Origin of the sequence: Vibrio sp. T3Y01, assembly GCF_013114525.1 — a bacterium.
In the GTDB taxonomy this organism is placed as follows: Bacteria; Pseudomonadota; Gammaproteobacteria; order Enterobacterales; family Vibrionaceae; genus Vibrio; species Vibrio chagasii_B.
Genome location: NZ_VTXJ01000016.1, coordinates 66690 through 89341, shown reverse-complemented (window position 1 = coordinate 89341; position 22652 = coordinate 66690). Strand labels below are relative to the sequence as shown.

Annotated in this window: 14 protein-coding genes and 2 pseudogenes; 4 read left to right on the top strand and 12 right to left on the bottom strand. The window is 41.2% G+C overall.

Annotated features, from left to right (window positions below; genetic code table 11):
* Positions 1 to 20 precede the first annotated feature (20 nt).
* From F0232_RS17065 to F0232_RS17050, 4 genes are all read right to left on the bottom strand, one after another.
* Entirely contained in the window at positions 21 to 788 is a 768-nt protein-coding gene (locus F0232_RS17065) for an ABC transporter ATP-binding protein (RefSeq protein ID WP_171750926.1), read from the bottom strand.
* Entirely contained in the window at positions 788 to 1849 is a 1062-nt protein-coding gene (locus tag F0232_RS17060) for an iron ABC transporter permease (RefSeq protein WP_171750925.1), read from the bottom strand. The genes F0232_RS17065 and F0232_RS17060 overlap by 1 nt, the downstream gene beginning before the upstream one ends.
* Entirely contained in the window at positions 1842 to 2849 is a 1008-nt protein-coding gene (locus F0232_RS17055; RefSeq protein ID WP_237300749.1) for an ABC transporter substrate-binding protein, read from the bottom strand. The genes F0232_RS17060 and F0232_RS17055 overlap by 8 nt, the downstream gene beginning before the upstream one ends.
* Positions 2850 to 3334: 485 nt before the next feature.
* Positions 3335 to 3925 (bottom strand): helix-turn-helix domain-containing protein, encoded by a 591-nt coding sequence (locus tag F0232_RS17050; RefSeq protein ID WP_171750923.1) that lies wholly within the window; start codon positions 3923 to 3925, stop codon positions 3335 to 3337.
* A gap of 1267 nt (positions 3926 to 5192) precedes the next feature.
* Here F0232_RS17050 and F0232_RS17045 point away from each other — a divergent pair.
* Positions 5193 to 9500 carry a beta-prism lectin domain-containing protein gene (locus tag F0232_RS17045; RefSeq protein WP_171750922.1) on the top strand — a complete coding sequence of 1436 codons (4308 nt, stop codon included), beginning with the start codon at positions 5193 to 5195 and terminating at the stop codon, positions 9498 to 9500.
* A 99-nt stretch (positions 9501 to 9599) separates the two neighbouring features.
* On the opposite strand, the gene F0232_RS17040 is transcribed toward F0232_RS17045, so the two are convergent.
* Complete coding sequence (locus F0232_RS17040) at positions 9600 to 10778, bottom strand: YbfB/YjiJ family MFS transporter (RefSeq protein ID WP_171750921.1); 1179 nt, start codon at positions 10776 to 10778, stop codon at positions 9600 to 9602.
* A 22-nt stretch (positions 10779 to 10800) separates the two neighbouring features.
* Entirely contained in the window at positions 10801 to 12597 is a 1797-nt protein-coding gene (locus tag F0232_RS17035; protein WP_171750920.1) for an FAD/NAD(P)-binding protein, read from the bottom strand.
* 512 nt (positions 12598 to 13109) lie between these two features.
* On the opposite strand from F0232_RS17035, the pseudogene F0232_RS25075 reads away from it, so the two are divergent.
* Positions 13110 to 13241 (top strand): annotated as a pseudogene (locus tag F0232_RS25075) (GNAT family N-acetyltransferase); the annotation flags it as partial.
* Positions 13242 to 13343: 102 nt separating this feature from the next.
* Here the strand turns inward: F0232_RS25075 and F0232_RS17030 are convergent.
* The 3 genes from F0232_RS17030 to F0232_RS17020 form a co-directional block, all read right to left on the bottom strand.
* The gene (locus F0232_RS17030; RefSeq protein ID WP_171750919.1) at positions 13344 to 14354 is read right to left on the bottom strand and encodes an AbrB family transcriptional regulator; all 1011 of its coding nucleotides are present in this window, start codon (positions 14352 to 14354) and stop codon (positions 13344 to 13346) included.
* A 339-nt stretch (positions 14355 to 14693) separates the two neighbouring features.
* Positions 14694 to 14867 (bottom strand): hypothetical protein, encoded by a 174-nt coding sequence (locus F0232_RS17025; RefSeq protein WP_171750918.1) that lies wholly within the window; start codon positions 14865 to 14867, stop codon positions 14694 to 14696.
* A 576-nt stretch (positions 14868 to 15443) separates the two neighbouring features.
* The gene (locus F0232_RS17020; protein ID WP_171750917.1) at positions 15444 to 18005 is read right to left on the bottom strand and encodes a hypothetical protein; all 2562 of its coding nucleotides are present in this window, start codon (positions 18003 to 18005) and stop codon (positions 15444 to 15446) included.
* Positions 18006 to 19149: 1144 nt separating this feature from the next.
* On the opposite strand from F0232_RS17020, the pseudogene F0232_RS17015 reads away from it, so the two are divergent.
* Both F0232_RS17015 and F0232_RS17005 read left to right on the top strand, forming a co-directional pair.
* Positions 19150 to 19678, top strand: a pseudogene (locus F0232_RS17015) (IS6 family transposase); the annotation flags it as partial.
* A gap of 189 nt (positions 19679 to 19867) precedes the next feature.
* Positions 19868 to 20587 (top strand): endonuclease, encoded by a 720-nt coding sequence (locus F0232_RS17005; RefSeq protein WP_171750916.1) that lies wholly within the window; start codon positions 19868 to 19870, stop codon positions 20585 to 20587.
* Positions 20588 to 21212: 625 nt separating this feature from the next.
* On the opposite strand, the gene F0232_RS17000 is transcribed toward F0232_RS17005, so the two are convergent.
* From F0232_RS17000 to F0232_RS16990, 3 genes are read right to left on the bottom strand one after another with little or no spacing between them, the layout of a single operon-like run.
* The gene (locus F0232_RS17000; RefSeq protein ID WP_048659320.1) at positions 21213 to 21515 is read right to left on the bottom strand and encodes a HigA family addiction module antitoxin; all 303 of its coding nucleotides are present in this window, start codon (positions 21513 to 21515) and stop codon (positions 21213 to 21215) included.
* Positions 21515 to 21745 carry a type II toxin-antitoxin system RelE/ParE family toxin gene (locus tag F0232_RS16995; RefSeq protein ID WP_246859878.1) on the bottom strand — a complete coding sequence of 77 codons (231 nt, stop codon included), beginning with the start codon at positions 21743 to 21745 and terminating at the stop codon, positions 21515 to 21517. Before F0232_RS16995 ends, F0232_RS17000 begins: the two co-directional genes overlap by 1 nt.
* 11 nt (positions 21746 to 21756) lie before the next feature.
* Positions 21757 to 22491: a hypothetical protein gene (locus F0232_RS16990; protein ID WP_171750915.1), complete on the bottom strand. Its 735-nt coding sequence runs from the start codon at positions 22489 to 22491 to the stop codon at positions 21757 to 21759.
* Between the last annotated feature and the right edge of the window lie 161 nt (positions 22492 to 22652).

Sequence of the window (22652 nt, the reverse complement as noted above, 5' to 3'; positions counted from 1 at the left end):
AATAAATTCCAATTACGCTTTTAATCAGTGTCAAGGATCCGAATTGGGGTGACGTGAGTATGCCCATGTACGCAACAACCTACGTTCACCTGAACCTGATATATCTGGCTGAGCCTTTCAGAATCGAGCACGTCTTGTGGTTTACCACTGTGTTGTACGATGCCATCACTAAGCAAAAGAAGGTGGTCGCAGTACCGAGCTGCAAGAGAGAGATCATGCAGTACTGCAATGGTGATGATACCTCTTGCTCGTGTATATTGACGAACAAGGTCTAAAATTTGAACTTGATGCCTAAGATCTAGGGCACTTGTTGGTTCATCTAAAAGCAAGACGTCGGGCTCAGCAACCAGCGCTTGTGCCAAGGAAACTAGCTGTTGCTGACCGCCACTGAGTTGAGAAAACTGTCTTGGAGCGAGATTTATCAGACCTAAATAGATAAGGATGGATTCTGCTTTTTGTTCTTGTTCAAATGTGACATTCCAGCCCAGCTGATGCACAAAGCCAAGCAACACAAACTCAAAAACAGTTAATTGACAGGATGATTTGTTGAGCTGACACAGGTACGAGAAGGCGCTAGGTGCTAACTTTTTTCCGTCCCCTCCACTGGAATTAACCTTCCCATCAGAAGGAATAATGCCCATGATGGCCTTGAGTAAGGTCGTCTTTCCTGCACCATTTGGGCCTAAAATAGCAGAAAATTCTCCGCCCCAAAAGTGCGCTTCTACCTTCTCCAAAACGAGTTTTCTTCCTACGGTGACGGCGAGATTTTCTATTGAAAGTGACTTCATTAGATAAACCTCCTGCTTATTAGAAAATAAAGAAGTATCGGGACGCCTATCAACGATGTGACGATACCAATTGGAATGATAGTGCCTGGTACGAGCAACTTAGCAACAAGGGACGAGGTACATAAAAGCAACGCGCCCATCAATGCGGCCAAAGGTAAGTAGAAACGCTGATCTTCGCCGACTAATATTCTTGCGAGGTGAGGGGCTACTAAGCCAATGAAACCAATGGTTCCGACAAACGACACTGCGCCCGCAGTTAATAAGGAGCAAAGCAGAAACATCTGTAGCCTTAACTTGCTTGCCTTAATCCCCAAAGCCAGTGCGCGATCTTCGCCCGAAGTGAGGGCGGTAAGTGCCCACACTTTCGACAGCGCAAAGAATAAACTGAACATGAAAACGACTCCTGAAACAAAGAAGGACAACCAACTCGCTTTCAACAAACTGCCAAATAACCAAAAAACAATTTGTTGTAGCACCTCTGGTGACGCTAAATATTGGGTTAATGACTGGAGAGCTTGGAAAAAGAACAGAACGACAATACCCGATAAAATGAGTACTTTGGCGTCCATATTTCGACTCTTACCAATAAGGTAGATCGCTAGGCTCGCTAATCCAGACGTCAAAAACGCGGCAAACGGCACGCCTAACCAATGCAAACCAAACACTGAAAAACCGGTTAATAAAGCCATGGCAGCACCGAATCCAGCAGCGGCGGAGATGCCAAGGGTATAGGGGCTTGCTAGGGGGTTGGCTAGCAGGGTTTGCATCAGGCCGCCAGCGAGGCCGAGTGAGGCACCAACCATGATACAGGTGAGAGTGATGGGGAGCCGAAGTTGCCAGACGATGAGTGTTGATAAGTTGTCACCAGAGGGGCCACCAAGGAGAGCTTCAAGAATTTGCTTAACACCGAGCCACGATGATCCAGTACCAATATCAAACAAAGCGGAAAGGCTCATCGCCAGAAAGGTGACCAGCAAAATCTTACTCCGCTGCTTCTGCATTCGTTGATAAATACCGCCGCTGGAATTAAGGTTAGACGTCATTTTAATGCTTTTATTCATGGTTTACTTCCACCTGAATCATGAAAGTGCCTTTGAGCGCTTGCGGCATGTAGTTCTTAAAAAAATTTTGGTGTAATGTCTTAGGTTCAATGTCTTTAAATGCTTCTGGGTAAATCGACTTCGCTAGGTATAATAAGAAGACGTGATCGTAAATAGTACGAGTTCCTGAGTGGTACATACCGTAAACGTCACCATTTTGAACCGCAGTGAGTTGTTTCCATCCAGGACGGTTTAGGTATGGGCGGTATCTAGCCTGCACTTCTTCCATTGTGCTGTCGAAGCCAAGCAGTGCGCTGTCGCTATGCTTAGCCCAGTGGGCTCCGGATATAAAGATTACCTCTGGATCTTGACTCAAAACATATTCGGGCGTTAGCTGAGCAGAACCTTCAAACATCCCACTGGCGATATTATCGGCACCCGCCATGTTCAAAAGGTTGCCCCACATTGTCGTTGAGTAAGATTTACCGTATTCACTCGGCCCACCTGTACCCGCTTCAACATACACACTGCGTACTTTTTTGTTTTCCAGATGTTTCATAACACGTTGTTTTACCAGGTTAATGGCGCTTTCGTATTCTGTTGCGATAGTCTCTGCGCGTTCTTCTGCACCCATTACTTGACCTATAATACGTGCACTAGCAACGTGGTTTTCAAGCGTTTGAGCATTGAAGTCTACAACCACAACTTTGATGCCACTCTTTTCAAGGATTTCAACTTTTTCATCAAGAGCCTCATATTGCCATGCTGCAATAAGCGCAACATCTGGCTTAGTTAATAAGAGTTTCTCGAAATCAAAAGTACCAGTGTAAAGAGAGCCTGAATCGATAATCGTTTCTAACTCTGGAATGATTTTTTTATATGTTGCCCATTGAGATTGACGGTAATCTTTCCAAGAATTTTTTGGGAAAATAGCCACTTTTTTGTACGCATCTGGTCCCACGATGGCCAGATAGTCTTCAAAATAAAACCCTAGGAAAATATTGCTTGCTGGTTTTTCCAAATCTATCTCCCTTCCGAGTACGTCCTTGACGTGAATCGAAGCAAAAGCCTTGGTAATACAGCTCAAAGCCAAAATTGCAATGCTGAGGTATTTCAAGTAATAACTACAACTATATTTCATTGAGATTATCTCTAACTATTAACATATAGCTCACATTAATTGTTATGTTATAACGTTTAAATTAATTATTAATAATTAATCCCAATGAAGTCGGAGAGGCAAAGCTTAAGAGTGAATGGCCATTTTCTTTGTAAGAGAGTAGGACTGTGCCTTAGTATATAAGGCGTCATTAACTATAAGATTATTTTGAAAAATTGTTTTAGTAAAAACTAGCAATAATAAGAGTAGTCGAGGAAAAATTTTTTACCTTGTTGTTAGAGAGTGATAAAGAGTTGTACGATTTAATTAATTACCTTAAATAAATCGTACACTAGAGCCGATGATTATATGTTGTATCCTTTAGAATAATTATAAATGACGAGATATTATGGAACCGTCTGAGAGGCTTCGGTAAAAGCGACTTGTTTTTCAGAAGATGTTAAGATTAATTCTAGTTCATCTTTTTTAGTTAAACATACTTGACTAGATTGATTATTGACATTGACATTGACAATCTCAAATTCATGCCAGAAAGAGAAATAACTACCTATTATTATTGTAATTAAGATCGTTGAAGAAATACCCCAAAATGCGTATCTAGGGTAGTGATTTAATTTTATCTGTTTAGGGAAGTCTAGCGAAGATTCAGATTCAGGGATATTAAGTTTGTAACCTTTTCTTGGAATATTAACGATTTTGATATTATCAATTTTTAAGACTTTTCTTAGATTAGTAATCGCAACTGGTAAAGAGTTTGAACCAATGATATCCGGGCTCCCCCAAGCGGCAATGACCAACTCTTCTTTGGTTGATATGAGCTTATCATTCTTAATGAGAGTCTCAAGTATACAACTCTCAGGTGCTGTGATAGAAAATGATTTTTTATTACTAAGAATCAATTCTGCGCCTGATTCATTACGTTGTAGTAAACAGTTTCCAATAGAGGTGTTTAAGTTTTCAAGTTTTGGTCGTAGCATAACTTTACCATCTAATATTACATCATCATTGAAATTCGAAGTTAGTTCCCCGTCTTTTTATGATGATTTCAAGTTATCAATAAGGAGATAAATTTAGATTATGATTTATTTGGCATAAGTGTAGGCTAAATAACCATAGATTCTAATGCTAAATAATTATACCCCAATTAGCTATTAGAGGTTTCTGAGTTGTTTTTTATTGATGGGTCAAGGGTATACCAAGACATTCTCGGGAAGAGAAAGAAGGAAAAAGGGCTAGGTTTCATCATTTTTATCTCCTTTCTTAAAGTGACAATAACATTAAAATTAATACATATATAGAAACTAATCAAGAGACATCATTCTATTTTTAAGAAATAAATATAGAGTAATTGCTTTGTTTATAAGCACGATTTAATAAGGTTTTTATAAAAATCAGTGGAGAATGTTTGTTTTGTCACGAGGTAGGCCAAACCCCTCGGCTGTCTTGATTACGGGCCAAAAATCCACTCTCGTTATGTAGCGAGGAAGAGGTGAGACAATAATCACTTTCTTGCCAACTAGAATGAGTCATACCCTGATGACCCAAAAAATGATAAAAGCATTTCCCCATCGAATGAAACAGTGCTCGATTGGACTGATTAATCAGCCTTAGCAAGGGTTGTGCTAGTTTGAGGGGAACCATAGGAGTACCAAGCTATTGTTATCCCCCAGATAGACAAAACCCCGCCTAAAAGTGCACGGACTCATACCATGGTCATACTTTTAATGCTTTAACAGATAAGCCTAGTGATGTCTTTGGTGACGCTGCTTTAGCACCTAGTTCGGTCGATACATTTAAATTGTCGAGCAGTACATTTAGAAAGTCCTGATTATAAAAATTTCACTTCAGTTCTCTCTGCAGAAGCTATGAGGAAGTGCTGTTTTCATGGAAATCTTTATATTCTAAATCTTTTTTGCTGATTTCCCATGTTTTATAGGTTGGGTTATCGCTTACTACCTCGCTCCCTTCCGGTAAGAATTGCAGCCGCTTGACCAACAATGCGCCTTCAAATCGAAATAGTCCGTCTCTCACTGAATACCGCTCAGAATGATAGATACCGCCTTATTTGGCGATATCTGGGTCGATATTAGGAATTCAATGATTTGAAGACGCTTACGAGAAAACTAATATTTATGATAAAGAGACATAATTATGTATAAATTATGTCTCTTTATTTGTTCGATATCCTAATTTCATTATCAATAAAGTTATGTTAGTCGCCCTACGGGGAAACTGGAGGGGCATATGGTTATTGAACGCAGATTTCTCTTAGGAACAAAGACGTTTCTTGGGCTGCTGGGGATATTTTTTGGGGTATTCAGCACTATTTCTTCAGCGTTTCAGCCTACGAACGAAAGGTTCTCTCACTATGAATTTGGCAGAACTGATGCCAAATACGCTGTCAATATTGAGATGAGTAAGCTCAATGAGTTGTCAATTCGTCACGGTGCAGCGATTGACGGATTTGTTTATACCTATGACTCTGAAGAAACAATCTATCGGATCGGTGGCGAGGGCGGCATCATTTCGTCTTTAGACACCGTTGGTTTAAATAAGATGGTCATATATAGCGGCAACTTTTATTGGGGAAGTGCTGAAAAGCCATCGATAGTAAAAATCGAATTTCACTATAACAACGGAGATAACATATCCTTTGGCAGATCTGATTCTGCGTCCAACATTGTCAAAAGTGAACACGAGATTCAACCGGATTTAATTAGTATATCACTCTGGTCTGATGGCTGGCTTCTTGAAGGTATTAGATTCAATTACCCTCGGTTAGAAAGCGCTTCACCAAGTGGCGAATTTTCTGAAAATCTCCCTCAGTTAGATATCAAAAGAGCAGTCCTTCAGAATGGCAATGGTTTTCTCTATACTGTGATGCCGACCTCAAAACGGATTGGTTTATTGACCTACGACGGGACAACAACCATTGATGTGTCAACTCTCGATCTTGATTACGATCAGCTGACCATTCTTGAATGTGGGAGTCGAGACGATTTTGTTCCCCGAGCGGCGGTGCGCAACTATGAGAATGTTTTTGGTGTAACTGGCTATGAAAATATCGACTCCTCTTGCCATCTGGCCAAAAACAAGGAGGTGAAGTGGTTTGACGGTGGGTCATTCGGGTTCGATTCGTGGTATTCGGACAATCTGAAAGGGGACGCCCAATGTTATTCTCTCGATGGGCAACGTTGTTTAACCCGGCTCGATTACACCCAACAGCATGAGATTACTAATCCTTTCATCTTGCAAGACATGGGAACTAATGCCAATCAAGTTGCGGGATATCTTAGCAACACCAACCAGTTAATTCTTAAATTCGATGGAAATCCTCAAGAGACAGGAACCTTCGCGAGCCTAGTGCTGCCCGAAGCCTTGGAACAGACTATGGTCTATTCCTTATCAAACAAATCACATGCTCATATACAGGCTTTAGCATCTAACGGGGAAGCGCAGTTCATCCCACCAGGGGCAAGTGTGGGTGATACCTACACACATCGTTCACCTATCGAGCAAACTAAACGTGTCATTGTGGATGTGGTCAATACAGATTCACAAGTGACGGTCTATTTACCCAACGGGCAAGCCCATCAGCTTTCGACTGGCGAGAGAAAAACCTGGACCTACCTTGGGGGAGAGTGGTTTGAGGAAGGCCGCAATCTCAATGACTATCCGGACATTATCCGTCGTGCACGTCCTGTGACTTGCGGTCAGGCCTTAGCGCAAACCACGGGCCATAATAGCTCCGAGATGCCTGGACACTGGTGTGCCAAAGTGGCCTCAGTAGAAAAAACGTTCAGTCACCAAACCGTGCAAGCCAATATTGATGCCACAATGATTAATATGGAGACTCTTTTCTCTCAGATGAAAATCTATGAAATGAAAAAAGTTAACGACGATTTTAGACCTCGCATCTTGTCATTACAAAATCGTGTTAAAAAGAAACGAAGCAGCAAGAATAGCGATTGCAAGTTGGCGTGGATTTTGCCGATGGCGATAGTCTGCCTCGTCTCTCACGAGCAGCTTAAGGATTTACGAGAGGCGCTCGACGATCTCAAGAAGGAGTATGACGCGGAGCTGAAATCAACCAGGGACAACATTCAACTGGCCCGTGAGAGTCGTTGGCATAAACTGCATGAAACTTGGGCTGAAAATGATCCGACCCATTTTTCCGGGCTACTCAAGGAAGAAAGTCAGACCTTAGACGCCCTTAAAAATCTCAAAGCGGGTTACGAGAAAAGTGCGCAACAAGCCAAAGCTGATTACCAGACGGCGATGCAGAAGTATCTCACGGACGCTAGCCCGGAGCATATTCTCTTAGAGACGGTTGAACATCTTCCGCTGGTTGGTCCGGAAATCAAACATATCGTAGATTATGCTCGGCACCCTACCGGTAAAAATCTCAGACGGATGTTATTGGGCTTAGCTGGACCGGTGGGAGAAGCCGTCGAGGGTGTGGTCGAGCTCGTTACTGAACCAGGGGCGTTAAACCAGAAAGAAATAAAGTTTTTGACCGATGTTCTGACTGATTTGAGCAACGATTCGACGATTGGTCAAGGCTTACAAGATGTCGTCTCCGATGCAATTAATGATTTAGGCGATGAGGTGATTGAGAGCATTCGTCAAGCAGGTCTATGGCGAGATAACCCAGGAGAAAGGAATCTTATCCAGTCTGACTATCAAAATCTTGTTGATTGGCGTTCCCAAGCCGAACGTATCGACTATGACTTCTGGCAGGGCGCCAGTGAGCAGGAAATTAATGTCCAGCAAAATTTTACTCCTGAGAACCGTAACTTCACCTCGTTCTTAGCCACCCCGTCGCGCTTTGACCACGGCTCTCTGACTGAGATTAAGTATGCAAGTGGAGGCCGTCTCTTCGCCACAAAATTAGCGACTATTTTTAATCACTCCTTTGGAAAAGGATACGAAGAAGTGGCTAAATCCAATCCGCTTTATGCGTCATGGACACGCGATCAGGTTACCAATGAACTGTATAAAGTCATTGCCGACCCTGCGTACCATCAACAGCGTCAACCTTATTGGGTCGACTCTGCAGCCATTGGGAAGCGTCCTGCGGGTCTGGTATTTACCAAGCAACACGCGATGATCGTTATAAACTCAGATCTAGTGTCACGTGATAGTGAAGATTTTTATAAATTCTATTTTGAAGAATTAGGTCATCTAGTTAATTGGTGGCGATGTAAAATTTTTGATGTCAATGTCAGTCAATGCGATTCAATGGGAGATGCTGGTGCCCGTTTCAGGGATGCGGTTCTAATTGACCCAGCGCTCCATACAGTTTCGCTACCCTCTTTACTGGCCGAGTTACCTCAGCATCCGAATGTCGATAAACAGACAATGCAATTTGCTGACAATAGCTTTGCGACGCTGGAGGGCTGGCCGGACTACTACACCGTCAATGATCACATTGGTGGTGGTGGCAAATTTTCCTGGCTATTGCGCTTAGGGCTGGATGTGACGAGTAATGAGCTCAGGGGGTTGGGTGATGTGTTTGAGCTGGAAGTGGTTATCAATGCCCCAAGCCCAGCGCTGAAAGGTAATCCGTGGAAAAAATCGGCTAACGGCTACTGTCAAACCGATACAGACACGGACTGTAATATGCCGACGATGTGGATGTCGATTGCTTTCAGAGATGCAATAAAGGTGGTCAGCGGGAGTATGCCACAGTTTAAAGACGCGAAGGCATCACAAGCTGGCTTTGATCTTCTGCCAATGCTGGTGAGAAAGCATGGTGGTAAGCTGCCATTTCAGCTCACGTCGGTCAACAGTACCGACTGGCGCTACATGGGCTCACACGATATCTATTACAAAAAATTTACTGGCAGCTTGGTAGCAAGACTGAATTTGTGGAAAACGCAAAAATTGATGAGAGGTAAGACGGCGGGCACTACTTTCAAACCGGAGATATCATTAAAAGCGGCCCCCGCCTCTGGGAGTTATGTGGTTGAAATTGCGACCAAGGATAAGGACGATTTTGCGGCTTGGTTGGCCGGTGATATCGTATCTGCAGTGGCAGGATGCGCTGTAGGTTTTGCGGTGGGAGTGATAGCCGAAACAGACCCAGTGGCGCTGTGTCATGTTATGTCTGATATCACCGAAGCGGTAGAGACGGCTTTTCAGGGATTGGACAAGCGCCCGACCATGTTCTTCGAAGCCGACGGCAATATCAACTTACCGGTATCGCTCGAATATCGATACGCGACAAGCGGTGATAAGATCCGCAGGAGAACCGCGACAGAGGCTCCTTCAGGGCGAGTCCAATACAGCGAAGATGGGCGAGCCCACTACTTGGTGGGAGAGGCACCCGGTTCTATTCCAGAGGAAGACATCAGTCACAATCGGGTCAGTATTACCACCAATCCACAGGCTTCTTCTTTTCGAACCAAAGCAGGGAAAGCTTTCTCTAAACTGGGAGCCAAGTCGATTAACCCAGTTGGGGTTTTTCGATTTAGGGTTGGCTTTGATTATGCTGAAAAGGTGATACAGAAAGGAGCGTACGCTTTGCCGTCTGCCGTGATAGAAGACTGAGAGCGATAAAAGTTATTACGTCTGACGTATACCAAGGTCGTCCAACTCTAGAGGGAAATGGGGGAGAGTTTCATGAGCAACAACTCGTTTGAGCAATGTTTATGTTTGCTGTTTGGTTGATGTAAATGCAAGGCAGACTATCGATAAAATGAGTGCACTCGCACTGATTATAAATAGGACGTTATAGCTGGTGAGTTGTGGGGCGTAATGAGCCATCACAACGGCACCTACGCCTTGCGATATAGCAAAAGCCATTGTCATTGCCCCCCAAGATTTAGTATGGAGCTTTGTCCCAACAATTTCTAAGGTGTAAGTTGAGACGAGTGTTACGGTGCCAGGGGTAAACAGACCAACGAGTATAGATGAAGCAAAAAGTGCAATCTTATTTGTACTTAACAAGGGGAGTGCTACCCCTATCGCTTTACACGAAAATGCAACCAATAGTGCTTTTTTAAGTCCGAACTTATCACCTAATGTACCGGTAATTATTGGTCCAATACCAGCACCGATGCCAAAAATTGCCCAGTAAAAGCCACCACTCGTCAAACTCATTCCTAGCTCTCGAACAATATAGTCGACCCAAAAGAGAGAATGAGGTAAATAACCAATGGCGTTAAAGGCATAAGCTAAAAGTACGCAGCTAATACTGATACGCTCATACTTAGATAAGGCATTAAACGTTGAGGGGCTTTTAGCGCAGTGATTTGGTTTAACCTCGAGAGACCATGTGTTCCATGTTAAGACAGTGGCGAGGAAAGCGATCGTTCCCATACCTAACCAGGCGCTTTCGACACTTTGAGAGATAAGTAGAGGTATGAACGTTCCTGAAATCATCGCACCAAGACCAATCCCTGAAAATACTATGCCACTGATTCTTGCTTTCATCTCTTGGGGGTGAAGGCTAACAATCATTGGTGGGACTAGCACCATAAGAACGGATCCCGATACTCCAGCGATGGTTCTCAATGTCAAAAACCATTCAAAGGGAGCAGATTTCAAAGTACAACCAAGGTAGCTAAAGCTACTTAATAACAGAGAGGCACGTATGAGTGTGCCTATTGAATAATATTTCTGTAAAAAACTTGAAGCAGGAGCTCCTAAGATATAACCAATGAGTGTTGCAGCGCCAAGAATGGAGGTATCTTCGCTTGAGAACCAATTGCTCTGAATGAGCACAGGCATTAAGGCTATGTAGGCAAAGCGGCCAATGCCATTTCCGACTAATATTGCAACTAGCCCTGCGAAAGAGGTGCGGTTTAATAGTTTAACTTGTGACATCTTGTTCATCTTAAGCCTAGGCCTAAGACAACTGTTTAAAGAGAGCCCGGACCGACCTACCTGCGTCGACAATCGCCGTAGAGTTAACTCCAGGTCTAGGTATGATAAAGGTGTAAAATTTATTGCCTTCTGTCGGAATGCCTAGCGCCCAAATGTTATTTTGCTCGATTCCGTTTGCATCGAGCACATTCATGTTTGGTGTTACATCAATACCACCGGGATGATAATTTCCATTGAAGTAAAGCCTTGTATATTGTTTAGCTAAAAGGTTTTTCCAGAGCTCAGTCCCATCGTCTCCCGGGCTGTGTATAGGGATCTTTGCATGAATTTTTATGTTGGCTTGTTCTTGTAGTTCAGGCCACACCGTTGATTTGAGAGTGATCAAGTTTGTATTCGAACAATGCCTTACGTCTGGCGAAGGGCCAAGATTTAACTTGAGTACACCACTTTTAAGCAAAGCGACCATCTCTTCTATTCTTTCTTTTGGTGGACCTACGGCGAGCCGGTTCATCAAAGGAATAAACACAGAATCAACCCAACGATGTGATTCTTCCGTCAGGCCTTTAAAGTCGATAACACTTCGAATGAGATCTCTTAAGTCACGTAATACGTCGCTAGCCGATTTTATTGGGCTACTGAGGTTCCCTTTTTTAGCTTCTTTAATATCGGCTTCAAGGAAACCTATCAGCCAAGCAATATAGACGTCTGGAGAGGCAAGCGCGTAGCTTGGGATTGGTGCGGCAAGTTTCTCCCAACTAAACCTATCTTCAATCGAAATGGTTTTAGCAACGAGCACTTTCTGTTCATTCAGTCGTGAGTATAGAAACTGGTTACAGAATTTTTGGGCCGCAATAAGCCCTTTCTTTTGGCTTAGGTAGCTTTCGTAGTACGCATACTCCATGTCTTTTATAAGCAAAGGCAGTATGTCTTTTATAAAACTGACGTCCCCTCGCTCTCTAAAGTTGGCGACCTTCTCAGGAGTTAGAAACTTAGCATGGTACTGCTTAGATGTTCCTTTTTGGTTTTCCGCTCTTCCGGACAAAGGCAGACCAGAGCGTGAATAGGCGATGATTTTGGGCTCATTTCCAGAAGGTAAATATTGAAGGCAACCTTTTTGAGGGCGGATGAATTCTCCGCCACGCCCAATCGACAACTCTGCCAGAATGTCACAAGCCGTTAATCCGAGCCCTTGGAGAGCGACCGTTTGATTTGAAGTGATATTTTTTAGTTTTTCTTTTAATGGGTATGGATTAAAAATTTCTTGGGCAGTATCAGGGTTTATATATTTGGCTTTCGTGTGCCCTGTAGTTAAGTAGAGATATTCAACATTGGTGATAATGCTTCGGTCATCAAGTAAATTCCAAGAATGATCATCTAACTTAGTGATATCAATAACTTCAGAAGGTACATAGTCGATCGTGATATGTGAAAAGGACATATCAACAAGGTAGTGAAATACCCAATTCAGATACTCACCAAAAAGAGCACGAGAATAGTATTCGTTCGGCAATATTGTTTTAGGACTTAGCTCATCTTTGGGTCTTTCGCACAACCATTGATAAAAATTAGGCCCTGAAATTATATTTTTAGCTTCACTCACACTCTCATCAGCGAACATAGTGATTTGAGAGCTGACTGTATTTACGAGTAAATGATTCGGTTGTTTGACATTATGACATCCAGAGCCTGGAAGGTTTGGGTCAAATACTTTTATATCTAATGGTTGATGGGGGCGATCTATTGAGAGGGCTATTATACGCTCTAAAACGCTTAGTCCTCGAGGGCCAATACCAATGATGCCAATCGTACTATTTTTCATAAGGAGCCTTGTTGATTAAAGATGTCACGGTGAGCCTGATTTAAACCTCGGATAATTTCGAGCAAATGGCCCATTTTCATCAGCGTCGGGGTCATATTCTAACCCATCAAATCTTTAGGCTAACAGCGTAAGAATAGAAACACATCGAAGTAATAATAATTTATGCCCCTTGCTCTTGAGTTTCTCTCAAAATTATTCGGTCGGTAGTGATCAATTCAACGAAGTTGCACTTAATCTGAACAAAAATTTAGACATAAAACCTCTCGGAGGCTTCTTTCGTTATTAATACCTTCGAGGCTCCTAACTGACATATCCTAACTGACATAAATGGCATGGTACCGATGAGGAGGTTGAATGGCTTAGATATGAAGGGGATTTTTTGGAACAAAATAAGTGCACCAAACTTTATGACTAGGGTTTTGGTGAGTCACACTTGGAGTTTTGTAAATAAGTGTGAGTTACGACACCAAAGTTAAAATACCAAAGGTGGCGAGTAAACCAGGGGAAGCAACTCTTGGTTAAGGCTTCATGAACACACGAATTATGGTGTTGCTGTTGAACAGGTCGATGAGCTTTATATAAAACCAATGAGTGCAAAGGAATGGGGAAGTGGTCATATTGATTGGCTTGGCTATATGAATTGACCCCAAAGGCTCGCATGCGTTTACAGAGTTCAGGTTACTTGGGCTAACCTAGGAGAATAGCGTTAATATTAACCGAGGTTCTTTAATGAAACTAAGCCAATGTCACCTTTCATAATTGCTTCGTAAATGTTTATAAACATTGGAGCAGAGAGGAATAGAATGAAGGATTATCATGCGAATGATATGACTAAGCATAATTAGTGCAGGCTCTAGCCCAAGATAAATAGCAGCAACAGTCATAGACTCAACACTGCCTGGAACCCATGACATCAAGAGTACTAGGAACTCCTTATCAATTAGCTTACTGAATATATAGGCAAAACTAACCGTTACTGTAAGACTTAACGTTGTAGCAATGATCCCTGCTCGCGCATAAGAGAAGACATCTGCACCGGTTATATCTTTTAGACGGATCCCTATCAATGCCCCTAGAGCGGATGTCGCAATAAATACAAGTTCTGTCGGAACAAGAAAATTGTATGACGGTAACCCTGCGCTTACAAACATAGTTGCTAACATTCCAGTTACCATATACGGTGCAGGAGTCCCAATTTTATCGAAAAGTAAACCTGAAAAGTAGGCGAGGAAAAGTGGGAGAAGTATACAAAGATTGTCTAATGAAATAGCAGGTCCAGGAACTGGTGATTTGTCCGTTGAGACAAGAAGAGCGGAAGCAATGATTAAGAATATGAGTCGAACTGTGTGAGTGAAAACTACTTTACTAGAAGGCGAATTGTGCTTTTCATTAATGACAAGAACCGCGGCCATTGCTCCCGGAACCGACCCAAGTAGGCTTTCATATTTTGACCATTTCTCTCGCTTATAAAGCCAGATATAGGAGGTGAGAACTTGTGCTGACATACAAAGGACGAGTCCTAAAAAAAGTAATATCGGATAACCCTTGGAAAGAGTTTGTACAGGGACGATTGAGCCCACTGTGGTCCCAAGGATTAACTGGACACCAGTCAATGTGCTTTCGGGAAGAGTTAGAGTAAACCCTGCTTTTGACGTTAATAAAAGAGCAATTAGAGCACCGAACATTGCACCTAGTGGTATCCCGAAATATGTAAATAATAGCGAGCCAACCAAAGCTATGAATGAGGCTAGATACATGTTTTGGTTTCCCTCTTGTTCAGCTTGAAAGATGGTAATAAAGCGGAAATTTGGTTATTAATCACATCTATGTTATTGACCATTGTCTAATAGCTGAGCAAAGTTACCGGAAAGGTAAGATGCCTCCTTGCCTGGGGTAGGAACCTGATGATGGAGCCAGTTCTGCCGCTTGCAGAACTGGAGCTATGATAATAGACAGCTCTACAATCCTGAAGGCTTATTTGCTTGGAATTAATTTTGTGCTAGCAGTCTAATTGCATCTAAAAATTAGTGCGTATGTAGTCAACCAAACTTTGCGACATAACCAGTAAGCAAGAGGACGAAGATACATTAATTATGTTAGCGGTACTTATCATATACCCCAATATCTTTTTTTAAATGGTCAGAAAGGTATCTCACATCGAGAGATGCATTTTTATTTTTTCTACTTTTTAACTTAATCCGAAGATAGCGTAATAGAGTCTCTAAACCTCGTTTTTTTTGAATTGTTTTTTCTAGTTTTTTATTTATCATAGCAACGTACTCTTTTTTATAAGAAAAACCATGATTTCAACGGCTAAAGTTAATTGAATGGAAATGTATTTAAATCTAGTAAATTGTTCTCCTTAGAAAGGGGATTTTAGTTAAATTTTAAATCATTATATAATAACGAATATAAAGGCTATTTGGTAATAATTTAAATTTAATTTATTTTCATTAAGGGTTTATGATGGGATTTAGAGTTAGATACTGTCTGCGAAATGCCCCCAGTCTCTAAATGATATTTATTTTATGGGATTGCTTGATGTAATGGTGCGTTCTAGAATCTTGTCAGTACTTGGAGTATTAATGTAGATACAGCGTGTGGTCAAATTTACACCACAACCCCTTCCAATAGAGGGGTAGGTTTTATCTAATGGTTATCTGTAAGAATATAAAATGTTATTGAATCATCAGCGAAAAATAGATAAGTGCGATGTAATAGGGTGGAGGCTATTTATAGTGTAAATTTTTAATCGTTAATCTTGATGTTTGAGGTGATTTTTTAGAAAAGAATGCCCTCCAGACGACATTCTTAGTCTATTTTTTTGTTAATCAATGGATAATCAGTTAGCGGGACTGGTAAAATAATAAGTTTCCTGATGGATCGATAATCTCGAAGTCATATTGAATAGGTTGTTCCAGTTCGGCCATTAGATTATCACTGATACCAAAGCCATTTCGATAAGCTGAGCTTATCACATTGATTACATTTAATTTAGTATCTACTGGTAAAATATTCCCCCCTGATTTCGAGAAAATATTACCATACATTGTAGACATGTATTGATAAGACCTTAAAAAAGAGGTGGTTCGATTGAATTTAATTTCATAGTCTGTCCCGTCTTTTCTTTTAAATGCCAAGCGACCAGTTGAGCCTACGGGTATTGACGTATCTAAGTGTGGACCTTGAATGACACGTATTTTCATCGTGTCGACGACGTTAAAAAGGACGCTTGCAAACTCTTGCCTGTATGTATTATCTAACAAATCAAATCGATATTGACCCTCCGACCCATTACTGTTTATGTACAACCGATTACCGCTTAATATGATGGCATCATTCTCAGTGTTTCTATCGGCCTTAAGGCGAATGTGAGAAGTAATATCTGTATTTTCACCTTCTTCATTTATAGCACTTACCATTATTGGACTCCCCAATTTTAGGTAAGGTATATCTTCGAAAGATAGCTGTTGACCATTTAATTCAATATTTTTGGCAAGAGTCATTGAATGATGATTTTGATTATATATGTGAGTATCTGATGTTTTGATGTTGTTGTAATCAATCTCAAGATCATAGGTGATTAGTTCCTCTGCTTGAAATTCGAGAGTTAGGAGAGATGGTTGGAAGTTTCCTAAAAACGTTAGGTTCCCCCATGAATCTACTATTAGGTCTTCAGAACCTGAAACTGTGTACGGTCCTATAAGCCAATTTTTGCTATAATGATTGAAAATGTCGTTCAGAAATGGAGAGACATTAACCTGAACTGGTTGTTGGTTAAACTTATCATACGATATCCTATAAACACCATTTGTTTCGATGTGCTTTAATGAAGGTGCGCCATAGCGGTTTATTATCTCATTGCTCCCCATACTGCTTATCGCCACAAAATCTATAGCTTGGATTGGGTTGATATAATCTCTTTCACGGCAGTCAAACGTGAACAATGATTCATGCGTTTGGTTTCCTGGCACTCCATAAATTTTGTCATCAAAAAGAACCATTGCCCGTGGTTCAGAGAAACTCAAATTACAGGTTGACCAGGCTTTTTTTCCTTTACTTCCGGGGACTTTTTCACCGTTGGAGTTAATGAATTCAACTTCTAGGTTACGGTTAGTGACATTAACGTCATTCAATAATAAACGGACGGGCAAGCCTTTATCCCTTCTCGTGTAGAGGCTATCTGCTACATTAAGGTTTAAACGTAGATCTGTGTTATCTACCTTCACTTTGTAATAATCGGGCTGATGGGGTAGGTACGAAGAAAGCTTACTCCCGTTAATCGAGAGAGAGACTAAGGCGTTTTCAGACATAATAAGAAAACCGTCTTCAATCCTCCCAGCCCCGTCAGGGCTTACCTCGATTTCGACTAAGGATGTGACATCTACTCCGTTGCTTGTGATAAGTAGACGATATGGAACATCGATATGTGCTTGTAATACTTCTGGTAAAGATGGCAGGTTGACAGTGGTTTCGAACATTGTCACAAAATCGCCCAACGTTACAATTTCATAATTTAAACTCGCCGCCTCGACTATATTGGGGTGTTTAACTAAGATCTCATGACGTCCTATGTTCCTTGGATTTGACAGAAAATCGTGGAGTTCTGCCAGAGATAGTTTTTGTCCTTCAATTACATAAGTTAACAACTCCGCTCTAACAGGGTGAACCTTCCCGTCCGCGTTAATATACGAAACCAAAGGGGCGACTTCTGCCCCGACAGGCAAGAAACGCTTTTGAGGATCAGTAATTAGCTTGCTTCCACTTAACTGTTTTTGTTGTATTTTAAAATATTTCGCGTATTCCCGACCGTTCACTTGGATTTGTATTAAAAGTTCCTCTTCTTTGTCTTGAAGATTTTCCTCGGTAGGAGTAAGGAAGATATTACCGAGGGCATCTTGTTGGACGAGCTTCCCCATCGGAGTCTTTAATTTCACATCGTTTTGCTTTAATGGGAAGCGGCTAGACATTCCTAAGGCGTAGTGATGACCTACGGTAAGGGGTACATCTTCAGTCAGCACAAGTCCCGAGTATAAATCGATGAAAGCTATGTTTAAAAATTTTGTCCCTAAGTCATTTGAATCAATTTTTAAGTGATATAAATCACCATTCCGTTTATTTTTTAGCTGCGCTTGACCATTTTTGAGCGCTACGATCTTTTTATCCTTGGTCAGTTTTACGAACTCTTTCCCTGACATGACCTCAAACTCTGGGTTCATTGCAGCAGGTATTTGAGGTTCGCTCTCCACGATTTCTGAGAAACCAACCATTTCATTTGGTGAGAGGAGTAATTCACCGGCAAATATCTTCTGCACCTCAGATATCTTCTGCACCTCAGAGCCCGCTTTTTCTTTACAACCAAGAAGAAGCAGAAGTGAAAGACTAACAAGGGGTAATCTAATTTTCATTACGTCAACCTAAATAATAAATAAAATACTTAATTTTAATTGGTCGCCCTTTAAAAAAGTTAGCGAGATATAATAGCTAAGAAAACCCTAGCTCTCCTCGATAATAATTTTATTTGAAGGGGACTTCGTTTTTAATGTTATATAATTATATAAAAATTAAATAGAGTAGGTAAAAGGTGGGGAATGTGAAATTTATTGGTAATTAATTTTCATCTTGGTGGTTTTATATTAAATACAGTACGTTAATGGCCTTGCTTTGAGTGGTGAGTGACACTTTAATTAAATAATATAATTTTATAATTAATATATTATTTAAATATAAAATAAAATCCAGCGTAAACCGAAGAGGTTCATAAAGATGCGGATCGTCTATCTGAACCTGAACTTCCCTACCGAACAATAGCTCAGTCGGCAAAGAGTTGGGTGTCAGTGACCAAAAAATAACGAACTGGAAGCGTTAATCTAACGGTTTGTCTGTTATCAACAATGGTTTATCAATGGCAGTATTTCGTTATCAGAGTCATATTTTCGGGGTAGGGTGTTAATTATTTGGTTTCATGCTCGCTTTTTTATCAATAGCCTTACCTCTGATATGAAGAAAGCTTAATGGTTAGATTGAAGGAAGGTAAGTCCTTGTTCTTGGGTATCTAAACCTAGCGATTCCCCGTACTTTTGGTTTTTAATAATTGAGCAAAGTCGCTTGGTAGTCACGATACGACAGAATCGCTTGGATCTGCCCATTAAGTGTTTGATTATAGATATTTGCACTTGTACAAATTTTTCCCCATTTATCTTAAGGTAGAGCAACTCACGCTCTGTAAACACCGTATGTCGCAATTATAAGAACTATAGATAAAGCAGCTTTATCATGGAACTTACAATAACATCAGAAGGAAAGCGTCATGAATGGTAAGAACATAAGAATAGTTATGAGATGGGTACACATAGCGTTAGCGCTATTTGTTGGTGCGGCCTTCTATTCACCCTTAGGAAGCTATGAAGCATATATTACAGCTACGCTATGGTGTCTAATACCAGCACTTGCTTTAACAGGTATTGGTATGTGGAAACAGTCGTCAGTTATGAAAGTTTTAAAGCCGATAAGCAAGAAAGCGCACCAGTAAGGTTAAATGATTACGCGATAGCAGAGCGCGGAATCAATGTTGACCACTCAACCTTGAACCGTTGGGTCATTAAATATGCCCCCTTGTTTGAGTACCAGGCTCGTAAAATAAAGAAGCCTGTCGCTTCTTCGTGGCGAATGGACGAGACGTACATTAACGTCAAAGGTTAGTGGAAATATTACTCTCGAGCGGTTGATAAGTACGGCCATGTCATTGATTTTTTACTCTGTAATCGCCGTGATGAGAAAGCGGCTCGCGCCTTCTTTACCAAGGCTCGGCTATAATGGATTACCAGAAAAAGTGGTTATCGATAAGAGTGGTGCCAACGCGTTAGCGCTGCATAACATCAATGTTCAACTCTGGCTGACAGGGAAGATGCTTAACCTGATTGAAGTGCTTCAAGTTAAGTATCTGAACAACATTGTCGAGCAGATCCATCGGAAAGTGAAAGGTAAGATGCATCAGTGCCTGGGATGGAAATCAAATGAAGGTGCAACAGCCACACTCGCTGGTGTGGAGCTGTGGTCGATGATTAAAAATGGACAGCTCGACAACCCTGATGGTTATCGGCTCGATGGTAATGATTGGCGCGTGATGCGCACCACTTATCGTCAAGCCATACAATTGTTAAAAAAGCCCGATCATGGCGGGTATTTGTTGTCTCGTGAAGGGGGGGGGAGCGGTGGGAACCCCCTCAAGCCCGAGTCAAATTATAAATTTGGAAGGTAGGAAGTCAGTATGAAGAGAGCTTTTGTTACTACAGTGTTGTTATTTCCACTTTATGTCTTTGCAGGAAATAACCATATTGAATCATTCAGTACGGCTAAAAAGCAGTTAGAACAGAGTGTTTATTTCGATCATCGAAAAACATTGTATTGTAATGCCAGCTTTGATGGTCAAAAATTCATCACTCCCCCTCCTGGTTTTAAGTCGGATAAATACGAGAAGCGAGCAAAAAAAGTGGAGTGGGAACATGTCGTCCCAGCCGAAAACTTTGGCCGAACATTTATTGAATGGCGTGAAGGGGATGAGTTATGCGTCAATAGCAAAGGGCAGGCTTATAAAGGACGACGCTGCGCGAACAAAGCGAATCAAGAATACAGACTGATGCAATCTGATTTGTATAATTTGTTTCCTGCAATTGGTTCGGTTAATGCGATGCGCAGCAATTACAATTTTACGATGCTACCGAACGAACAGTCTGACTTCGGATTGTGCGCGATGAAAATTAGTGAGCGTAAAGTTGAGCCGCCGATGAGCGCTCGTGGTCGTATTGCTCGAACGTACTTGTATATGGAAGAGACTTACGCTCGTTACAATATGAGTAAGCAGCAACGTCAGTTAATGATGGCATGGGATAAGCAATTTCCTGTGAGTACCTGGGAATGTAAACGAGCTGATCGTATCGAACTTATTCAAGGTAATGTGAATACTATCTTAAAAAAACGCTGCCATTAATCTTCACGACATGATGCCAAGGTTTAGTTGTCGAATCGTATCTAACGTTATCAAAAAATACCGAGTGGTAAGGAAAAGGAAGTGCGAAGTATTTTCTTTTTGTTACTGCTGTGCAGGTAGGGCGTAGCTCGTAGGACGGCATAGAGTCCTCACATTTAGAGCTTGGAAGCGTTAGCGAGTAGTCTTTGGTTATTGTTAGCGTGTAGCTGGCGCATAATTTACTGTTCATTAACATCAATCACTTTGCCCTGTTTTTAACCGAAAGTGTTTTTTGAGGGTAGAGAGTTTGAGCGTCGCTAAAGCTTATGGATTTAAAGTGGCTGTACTGAATATCTTTGATTAATTTAGTGTTCAAACTTTTATACCTTTATGGACGGTCACTTTGAATGAAGCGGAAACTCAAAAATTAATCATTGCAGCAATGAATAACCAAAAGTATGAAAAGAGGCTTAACTTGGTTGAAGAACACTTTGAAAAGCAAAATGTCGCTTAGCTAAGTGTCCAGTCTGACTGGAGCGATCATTAGGGGGAATGGTTAGGATTAAACAAATGTTTATGACTCTACGAGCCTCTGCAATATCTTCTCTAGCGCAGCTCAGAGCCCAATGATCTCTTGCTAATCTGACTAAGCCAAAGCTAACTGGTCAAAATCTATAGTTTTAACGGCCTTGAGGTTAGTAGTCTGCTTTGCTTTCCATAAATCATACTGGTGTTGCATCGCTAACCAACTCTCAGGAGTTCCGCCCAGTACAACCTGTAGCTTTAGTGCCATCTCAGGGCTAATAGAGCTTTGGCCTTTCACGATGCGGTTGAAAGTAGATGGGCTTACACCCAAGTTCTTGGCTACGGCTCTAGAACTAAGGTTAAACGGTTCAAGGTACACATCGTGGATTAGTTCGCCCGGATGTGGAGGGTTGTGCATAATCATTAGTGGTAGTCCCTATAGTCGAGTATAAAAGCGTTTCCATTTCTAAACTGAAACGTAACGCGCCAGTTGCCGTTAACATCAATAGCCCAAACATCATCTTTCTTTGGGTTTAGCTGATGTAGTCTCCAGCCACGTTTATTGATATCAGCGATAACAATTGCGGTATTGATTACAGCTAACTGTAACCTTAGCTTTTTGATATGTTTGGCTTTAGCGACCTCTTGCGCCATATAAGGCCTAACTAAAAGCAGTTAGGTGTTGAAAAACCCATCCTTCGATAATTAGTCTCAAGAACATCCGAGATCGTAAAAGCAGTAACCTTCTTTATTTCACCTCCGCCTTTCTTTAAATCTCGAATTATCTCCCTACCATTTTCAACACTCGCTCTTTTAACCGCTCCCGGTCTATTAAGCCTAGTGTTAACAATGTTATCGGGGTCTGACATCACTTGAGATATGCCCCTTTCTTCTAATGAAGTCCAATCCTTAACCTCACTAATCACTACATTTTCACCTTTATATGAAGTTGAAAAGTATAATTTATTAGAATCTATTACATCTGAGCCCAAGGTATCAGAGGCACTTTTTAAAAAACCGTCATTGAACTGCAATGCCTCTGTTACGCTACTTTTAGTACTTTCATTTGGAAATGGTATTTTACCTTCCTCAATATCAGCTAAAATATTTTTGTTCTTTTCAAGCATACTTTTTACATTCTCATATAGCTTTTTCCTAGCTTCTGAATGTTCCAAGGGTTTATCTAAAACTAACTTTTCAGTAGAGAAACCGACTTTTGAAAGCCTTGCCTCCCCATTTTGAATTATTATTTTCGGCCTGATCGAGTCTAATTCACTTGGATTTATTTTAGTTACATCAATTTCAAGACTCCCAGACATCGAGCTAAATGAAATTGAAGAGAGTAGCAATATCAAAAATGTATTTATAAGATATTTAATTTTATATTTTCTTCCCATCATGATTCACCTCTTCAAGGAGTAATTGGTCTATGGTAATCCGGGGAAAGGAGAAGCCAACCCATTGTAATTCCCCTCAATAACATCAGAAACTACAAAAGCGGATATTCACCGTTCGGATTATTGGACTTCAAATCTCTCGCCACACTTCTACCTGTTTAGCA

Bases quoted from the DNA above. Each gene is read 5' to 3' on its own strand.
- F0232_RS17005 (WP_171750916.1), top strand. From the start codon at position 19,868: ATGAAGAGAGCTTTTGTTACTACAGTGTTGTTATTTCCACTTTATGTC.
- F0232_RS17060 (WP_171750925.1), bottom strand. From the start codon at position 1,849: ATGAATAAAAGCATTAAAATGACGTCTAACCTTAATTCCAGCGGCGGT.
- F0232_RS16995 (WP_246859878.1), bottom strand. From the start codon at position 21,745: ATGGCGCAAGAGGTCGCTAAAGCCAAACATATCAAAAAGCTAAGGTTA.
- F0232_RS17025 (WP_171750918.1), bottom strand. From the start codon at position 14,867: ATGATAAATAAAAAACTAGAAAAAACAATTCAAAAAAAACGAGGTTTA.
- F0232_RS16990 (WP_171750915.1), bottom strand. From the start codon at position 22,491: ATGATGGGAAGAAAATATAAAATTAAATATCTTATAAATACATTTTTG.
- F0232_RS17040 (WP_171750921.1), bottom strand. From the start codon at position 10,778: ATGTCACAAGTTAAACTATTAAACCGCACCTCTTTCGCAGGGCTAGTT.
- F0232_RS17000 (WP_048659320.1), bottom strand. From the start codon at position 21,515: ATGATTATGCACAACCCTCCACATCCGGGCGAACTAATCCACGATGTG.
- F0232_RS17045 (WP_171750922.1), top strand. From the start codon at position 5,193: ATGGTTATTGAACGCAGATTTCTCTTAGGAACAAAGACGTTTCTTGGG.
- F0232_RS17030 (WP_171750919.1), bottom strand. From the start codon at position 14,354: ATGTATCTAGCCTCATTCATAGCTTTGGTTGGCTCGCTATTATTTACA.
- F0232_RS17020 (WP_171750917.1), bottom strand. From the start codon at position 18,005: ATGAAAATTAGATTACCCCTTGTTAGTCTTTCACTTCTGCTTCTTCTT.
- F0232_RS17065 (WP_171750926.1), bottom strand. From the start codon at position 788: ATGAAGTCACTTTCAATAGAAAATCTCGCCGTCACCGTAGGAAGAAAA.
- F0232_RS17035 (WP_171750920.1), bottom strand. From the start codon at position 12,597: ATGAAAAATAGTACGATTGGCATCATTGGTATTGGCCCTCGAGGACTA.
- F0232_RS17050 (WP_171750923.1), bottom strand. From the start codon at position 3,925: ATGCTACGACCAAAACTTGAAAACTTAAACACCTCTATTGGAAACTGT.